This window comes from Marinobacter sp., from assembly GCF_035268745.1.
Taxonomy (GTDB): domain Bacteria; phylum Pseudomonadota; class Gammaproteobacteria; order Pseudomonadales; family Oleiphilaceae; genus Marinobacter.
The window spans coordinates 42,087-48,695 of the sequence record NZ_DATFKH010000029.1; the positions used below are offsets into that span (position 1 = coordinate 42,087).

Here is a 6,609-nt window from a genome sequence, read left to right on the forward strand (position 1 = left end):
ACAAACGGGCCGACAAAGAGTACCCTTGACAGACATTTTTCAACAAGCGGCAACAGGCAACATGGCAAACCGAACCCTACGTATAGCAACCCGCAGCAGTGCTCTGGCCCTCTGGCAGGCAGAATTCATCAAAGCCGAGCTGGAACGCCTTAACGACGGGATTACCGTTGAACTGGTCAAGATCAAAACCCAGGGCGACAAGATTCTGGACGTTCCACTTGCAAAGATCGGCGGCAAGGCCCTGTTCGTGAAAGAACTGGAAGAAGCCATGCTGGATGGTCGGGCCGACCTGGCCGTTCACTCCATGAAAGATGTGCCCATGGAATTTCCCCCTGGCCTGGGGCTGGTGGCTATCTGTGAGCGGGAAGATCCGACCGACGCTTTCGTCAGCAACGATTTCGACAACGTTGACGCACTGCCCCACGGCGCCGTTGTGGGCACCGCCAGCCTGCGACGGGAAGCGCAGCTTCGGGCCTACCGGCCGGACCTGGAAATTCGCACCCTGCGCGGCAACGTCAATACCCGCCTGGCCAAACTGGATGCCGGTGACTATCACGCCATTGTGCTGGCCAGCTCCGGGCTCAAGCGGCTGGGCTTCCACGACCGCATTCGCTACAGCCTGCCGGATTCAATCTCGCTGCCTGCCGTTGGTCAGGGCGCGCTTGGCATTGAATGCCGGCTGGACGATGACGAGCTGATTACCATGCTCGCAACTCTGGACCACATCGACAGCTCGGACCGGGTAAAGGCTGAGCGAGCCCTGAATCGCCGGCTGGAAGGCGGCTGCCAGGTTCCGATTGCTGCCTATGCGTTGCTCGAAGACGACGACATGCTCTGGTTGCGCGGCCTGGTCGGCGCAGTTGACGGTACCCAGGTATTCCGGGTCGAAGGTCGCGCACACCGCAAGGACGGGGAAGAACTGGGCCGTGAACTGGCAGAGGACCTGCTTGCCATGGGCGCGGACAAAGTACTGGCCGAGATCTATGGTCATACCCCCAGCTGATTCATTGCAGCACCGACGGGTTCTGATCTGTCGGCCCAGGCCCGAGGCAGAGCGGCTGGCAGACGCGTTCAGAAGCGCCGGGGCGAAGGTCCGGGTATTGCCCATGCTGCAACGGGAAGCAATCACCAACGACCCGTCCATTCGCACCCGCATTCTCGAAATTGACCAGTTCAACCACGTTATCGCCGTCAGTCCCTATGCCGCGGGCCTGTTGATCGACTGGCTGGATACCTGGTGGCCGCAAACGCCCAGCGGAATTCTCTGGTATGGGGTTGGCGCAGGTACCGCCGCTGTCCTGGCCGGCTATGGCCTGGATGCCCGCCAGCCAACCGCAGGCCATAACAGTGAAGCACTGCTGGATTTACCCGAGCTGGCGCAGCTGGAACACCAGAAAGTGCTCATCGCGAGAGGCGAGCAGGGCCGTGACCTGCTGCCTGAAATGCTGAAGGCCAGAGGCGCAGGCGTAACGCTGCTGCCGCTCTACCGACGCTTTGCTCCGGAACATGACGGCGCAACCTTACAGCACAGTCTCACGGCCTTTGACCCCGAGGTTGTGGTCACCCTGTCGGGAGAAACATTGAACAATCTCATTTGCCTGAGTAACAATACCGACCATAATCTAGGAAACAGTTTGATAGTGGTCCCGGTTGAGCGGATTGCCGATCAGGCCCACAAGGCCGGTCTGCAACAGACGTGCGTACCCGAAAGCCTTGCCGACCATGACATTGTGGCGGCCGTTGCCCACCGACTGGCCAGCGCTGACGCAAGCCCGGAAATACCAAGTAAGGATGCCCGTGACTGAATCAAAAGCCCGACTGCCCGCCACAATCAGTAACCAATCAACCCGCCAGCGGCTGTGGCCGCTATGGCTACTGGCTGTTGTGGCCCTGCTGGCCGTTATTATTCTGGGTCTCTGGAGTTGGCAGCAGTGGCACAACACCCAGGCCATGCAGCAGTCGATCAACAATCTTCAACAACAAACCGGGCAACTCGAGCGCCAGTATGGCCAAAGCGGAAACCAGTACAGCCAGCGCCTGCAGGCGCTGGAAAACAAGCTTGCCAGCCAGCGCGAACTGATTGCCACCCAGCAGCGCCAGATTGATCATAACGCCCGCGAGCTGCTGGAGGCCGGTAACCGTACCCGCACCGACTGGCTGCTGGCCGAAGCCGAATATCTGCTGCGTATTGCCAATCAGCGCCTGATCATCGAGAAAGACATCCGCGGAGCTCTCGCAGCCCTGCGCTCGGCCGATGAAGTGCTCCATGAGACCGACGACATCGGCGTGTATCCGGTGCGTGAGCAGCTGGCCCGGGAAATCATGAAGCTCAAGGGCCTGACCGATGTGGACCGTACCGGTCTGTATCTGACCCTGGAAGCGGCTATCGAAAGCATCCAGCAACTGACCGAAAGCGCCCTCGCCAGTGACCGCCTGGCAAGCACGCTGGCGCAGTCCGGGGACGATTCCTCAACAGCCACAGCGGCTGACAGCAGATGGTGGATGGATGCCTGGAATCACGCCAGGGAAACCCTTGGCCGGGTTGTTGTGGTCCGGCATATGGATGAACCGGTAAAGCCCATGCTTTCACCGGAGCAGAGCGTCTATCTCCGGCTCAACCTCCAGTTGATGCTGGAGGAGGCCGAGCTGGCGGTTTTGCGGGGTCATCAGGAGATGTACTCCAGCTCACTGGCCAGGGCCAGCCAGGCCATCAACACCTGGTATGACAGTACCAACCCGAAAATCATTGCCCTGTCTGACACGCTCGAAGAACTGGCCAGCCGCAATATTGATCCGGAACTGCCTGATATCAGCGAGTCACTACAGCTATTGAAAAGCCGTCTTGCGGGGCGCCTGAATAACGACGGCAGCCAGTCTGACAGTTCCAGCGGCCCGGATACCACCGCACAGGAAGACGACTCATGATCCGCCTTCTGCTGATCATTCTTGTCGGGCTGGCACTGGGCACCGGCCTGGCTCTGGGCCTGCAATACGATCTTGGCTACATCCGCATCAGCCTGGGCAATATCCTGGTCGAAACCAATTTCTGGGTAGGCCTGGCCCTGCTGATTCTTGCGTTTATGGGTCTTACCGCCGTCATCAACCTGGTGCGCCGTTTGCGCAGCGGATCCGGAGCGGTTGCCGCATGGCTGACGCGGGGCAGTGAAAAAAAGGCCCGGCGCCGCACTACTCAGGGCCTGCTGGCGTTTGCTGAAGGCAACTGGCCACGGGCCCGTAAACTGCTGATTTCCTCCGCCGAGCATGCCGAAACGCCGCTGCTCAACTATCTGGCCGCCGCCCAGGCATCCTTCGAGACCGGCGACCACGACCAGGTGGATAACCTGCTGCGGCAGGCCTATGAGAGCACACCCGGTTCTGACATGGCTGTCGGCATTACCCAGGCTCAGCTTCAGCTGGCCGGCAACCGTGAGGAACAGGCGCTGGCAACACTGCTGCGGCTGCGCAAACAGGCTCCGCACCATCCGTTTGTGCTCAAACTGCTGAAAAACGCCTATGTCAAACTTGAGGACTGGCGCGAGCTTTCACGGCTGCTGCCGGAGATCCGCAAGCGTAACCTGATCGGCGCCGACGAACAGGGCAATCTTGAACGCCTGGTCTGGCAAAACCTGCTGCGGCAGGCGGCAGCCGACTGTCGCCGACAGGTGGACACCCACTCATCCAGTCTTGAGCCACTGACCCGACTCTGGGATGAACTGCCGGGCTTTCTGCGCCGGGACGAGCATACGATTCGTGAATATGCCCGCCTGTTGGCCGAACTGGGTGACGAGGAACAGGCCGAGACCCTGCTTCGCAAGGTGCTGCGCAATCACTGGAGTGATGAGCTGATCAATCTTTATGGCCGGGTCAAAGGCGCCAAGCCGGACGAACAGCTGCTTTTCGCTGAGCAGTGGCTGAAGGACCGACCCAACAATGCCGAATTGCTGCTGGCACTGGGGCGGCTGAGCCTGCGCAATGAGCTCTGGGGCAAGGCCAGAGAATATTTCGTAACCAGCCTTAAACTGCGCCGCAGTCGTGAAACCATGGCTGAACTCAGCCGCCTCAACGCCCATATGGGCGAAGGCGAGAACAGCGTAAAGCTGTTAATGCAGGGACTGGTGAAGGACAGCGGGCTGCCAGATCTGCCGATGCCCAAAGCCTGAGAGATTCAGGCTGGGCCCCGGGGCGCGTACTCGAGAACATCCGAGAAAAATGCCCCCGGCGGCAAACCGGCCTCGACCAGCGCATCCAGAAGGGTGTAGACCATGGTGGGCGACCCGCTGGCGTGAACCTCCACGTTATTCCAGTCCATTCCTGACGCCATCACTGTTCGTACCAGCTGTTCGTGGTGACCGGACCAGTCGTTGTCATCATCATCCCCCACCACAGGGATAAACGTGAACGGGGGCCAATCCTCCTGCCACTGCCGGGCCAGGGACCTGAGGTACATATCCTCATGCCGGCGAACACCCCAGTAAAACCTGACCGGCTGGTCGTAATCCGTTTCCTGAAGATAATTCACCAGACTTTTCACCTGGGCAAAACCGGTACCGGCGGCGATCAGCAAAAGCGGCTTTTCCGGTGCCGCAGCGAGACAGGCCCGACCATGAGGCAGTTCAACAGTCACGTCTTCGCCGGACGTCAGCGCATCAATGACCTTCTGGGCCGAAACCCATTCCGGTGTTGCCTGAATGTGCAGCTCGATCAATTCCGCGGACGGACTGCTGGCGATAGAGAAATAACAGGGATCGGAACCCGGCAGCAGTACCGCGAGATACTGACCGGCATGGAAAGACAGCTCCCGCCGGCGGGGCAGTTGCAGCTCCACCCGGTATACATCGTGGCTGATGGAACGAACGTCGACTACCTTTGCCTGGAATTTGCGGGGCTGGTTGTTTCCGGATGCCATAACGGCCTCTGTCTCCAGTTGCAGGTCACTGAGCCCGACCGTGCGGCACATCATCAGGCGCGCGGTCACGGGTATGGTTTGTTGATTGCGGTTATTCAAGCGGCATCGCCACTTGCCAGGCGTGCCTCACAAAGCTCGCAGATGCCGTTGCGACAGACTGCGGTAAAGCCGAATTGGCCGGGGCAATGTAGATACGAAACCCAGCGCTGGCCATATCACTCGGGGCGCCGGCCGGAAAGATCAAGGCCCAGCGTATCCCAGAGTTCATCGACCCGCTGTTTCACGTCGTCGGACATGGCAATCGCTGTGCCCCATTCGCGGTCGGTTTCGCCGGGCCACTTGCTGGTGGCGTCCATCCCCATTTTTGAACCAAGGCCTGAAACCGGTGAGGCAAAATCCAGATAGTCGATAGGCGTGTTTTCCACCAGCGTGGTGTCCCGGCTTGGGTCCATACGGGTGGTCATGGCCCAGATCACGTCTTCCCAGTTGCGGGCGTCGACGTCATCGTCGGTCACAATCACGAACTTGGTGTACATGAACTGGCGCAGAAAGGACCATACACCCATCATCACGCGCTTGGCATGGCCCGGGTACTGTTTCTTCATGGTGACCACTGCCATGCGGTAGGAACAGCCCTCCGGGGGCAGGTAGAAATCGACAATTTCCGGAAACTGCTTCTGCAGAATGGGAATGAACACTTCGTTCAGAGCCACCCCGAGAATCGCCGGCTCATCCGGCGGCCGGCCGGTATAGGTACTGTGGTAGACCGGGTCCCGGCGATGGCTGAGCCGTTCAACTGTAAACACCGGAAAATGATCAACTTCATTGTAATAACCGGTATGGTCACCGAAAGGTCCCTCCGGGGCCATGTCGTCCGGATAGATAAAACCTTCCAGCACAATCTCGGCACTGGCGGGCACCTGCAGATCACTCAGCTCGCATTGAACCAGTTCGGTACGACTGCCCCGGAGCAGGCCTGCAAAAGCGTATTCAGACAGGGTATCCGGCACCGGCGTAACCGCCCCGAGAATTGTAGCAGGGTCGGCACCCAGTGCCACTGCCACCGGATAGGGCTGGCCCGGATTCTGTTTCTGGAATTCCTGAAAATCGAGCGCGCCGCCGCGATGGCTGAGCCAGCGCATGATCAATCGGTTGCGACCAATCAGTTGCTGGCGATAAATTCCCAGGTTCTGCCGCTCTTTGTGCGGACCACGGGTGATCACCAGCGGCCAGGTCACCAGCGGCCCGGCGTCCCCCGGCCAGCAGTGCTGAACCGGAATCCGGTGCAGGTCCACCTGATCCTTTTCGTAAACCACCTCCTGGCATGGTGCTGACCGAAGCACCTTCGGGCTCATTTTCATGACCTTCCGAAAGATCGGAAATTTTTCGATGGCGTCCTTGAACCCTTTCGGCGGATCCGGCTCCTTCAGAAACGCCAGCAGCCTGCCGATATCCCGCAGCGCAGTGACGTTGTCATGCCCCATTCCCATCGCCACCCGTTTCGGCGTACCGAAAAGGTTGGCAAGCACGGGCATGTCATAACCCTTGGGATTTTCAAACAGCAACGCCGGCCCACCGGCCCGCAGGGTGCGGTCGCAGATTTCGGTCATTTCCAGGTGGGGATCAACTTCCACTGAAATACGCTTCAGCTCTCCCAGCTTTTCAAGCTGGTCCATGAAGTCTCTCAGGTCGTTGTATTTCAT

Annotated in this window: 6 protein-coding genes; 4 read left to right on the top strand and 2 right to left on the bottom strand. The window is 59.4% G+C overall.

Annotation, left to right across the window (positions count from 1 at the left end):
* Window positions 1–61 precede the first annotated feature (61 nt).
* From hemC to VJ956_RS01905, 4 genes are read left to right on the top strand one after another with little or no spacing between them, the layout of a single operon-like run.
* Window positions 62–1,003 (top strand): hydroxymethylbilane synthase, encoded by a 942-nt coding sequence (gene hemC, locus VJ956_RS01890; protein ID WP_324081027.1) that lies wholly within the window; start codon window positions 62–64, stop codon window positions 1,001–1,003.
* Entirely contained in the window at window positions 984–1,805 is an 822-nt protein-coding gene (locus VJ956_RS01895) for a uroporphyrinogen-III synthase (RefSeq protein WP_324081029.1), read from the top strand. Before hemC ends, VJ956_RS01895 begins: the two co-directional genes overlap by 20 nt.
* Window positions 1,792–2,925 carry a uroporphyrinogen-III C-methyltransferase gene (locus tag VJ956_RS01900; RefSeq protein ID WP_324081031.1) on the top strand — a complete coding sequence of 378 codons (1,134 nt, stop codon included), beginning with the start codon at window positions 1,792–1,794 and terminating at the stop codon, window positions 2,923–2,925. The genes VJ956_RS01895 and VJ956_RS01900 overlap by 14 nt, the downstream gene beginning before the upstream one ends.
* Window positions 2,922–4,160 (top strand): heme biosynthesis HemY N-terminal domain-containing protein, encoded by a 1,239-nt coding sequence (locus tag VJ956_RS01905; RefSeq protein WP_324081033.1) that lies wholly within the window; start codon window positions 2,922–2,924, stop codon window positions 4,158–4,160. The genes VJ956_RS01900 and VJ956_RS01905 overlap by 4 nt, the downstream gene beginning before the upstream one ends.
* A 5-nt stretch (window positions 4,161–4,165) precedes the next feature.
* Here VJ956_RS01905 and VJ956_RS01910 read toward each other — a convergent pair whose 3' ends face one another.
* Window positions 4,166–5,005 carry an FAD-binding oxidoreductase gene (locus VJ956_RS01910; protein ID WP_414674358.1) on the bottom strand — a complete coding sequence of 280 codons (840 nt, stop codon included), beginning with the start codon at window positions 5,003–5,005 and terminating at the stop codon, window positions 4,166–4,168.
* 116 nt (window positions 5,006–5,121) lie between these two features.
* Window positions 5,122–6,609, bottom strand: a 1,488-nt coding sequence (gene ubiD, locus VJ956_RS01915) for a 4-hydroxy-3-polyprenylbenzoate decarboxylase (RefSeq protein WP_324081035.1), incomplete at its 5' end; no start/stop codon positions are given.

What these genes read in the sequence shown, in the direction of transcription:
- VJ956_RS01905 (WP_324081033.1), top strand. Translation starts at nt 2,922, where the DNA reads ATGATCCGCCTTCTGCTGATCATTCTTGTCGGGCTGGCACTGGGCACC.
- VJ956_RS01895 (WP_324081029.1), top strand. Translation starts at nt 984, where the DNA reads ATGGTCATACCCCCAGCTGATTCATTGCAGCACCGACGGGTTCTGATC.
- VJ956_RS01900 (WP_324081031.1), top strand. Translation starts at nt 1,792, where the DNA reads ATGCCCGTGACTGAATCAAAAGCCCGACTGCCCGCCACAATCAGTAAC.
- hemC (WP_324081027.1), top strand. Translation starts at nt 62, where the DNA reads ATGGCAAACCGAACCCTACGTATAGCAACCCGCAGCAGTGCTCTGGCC.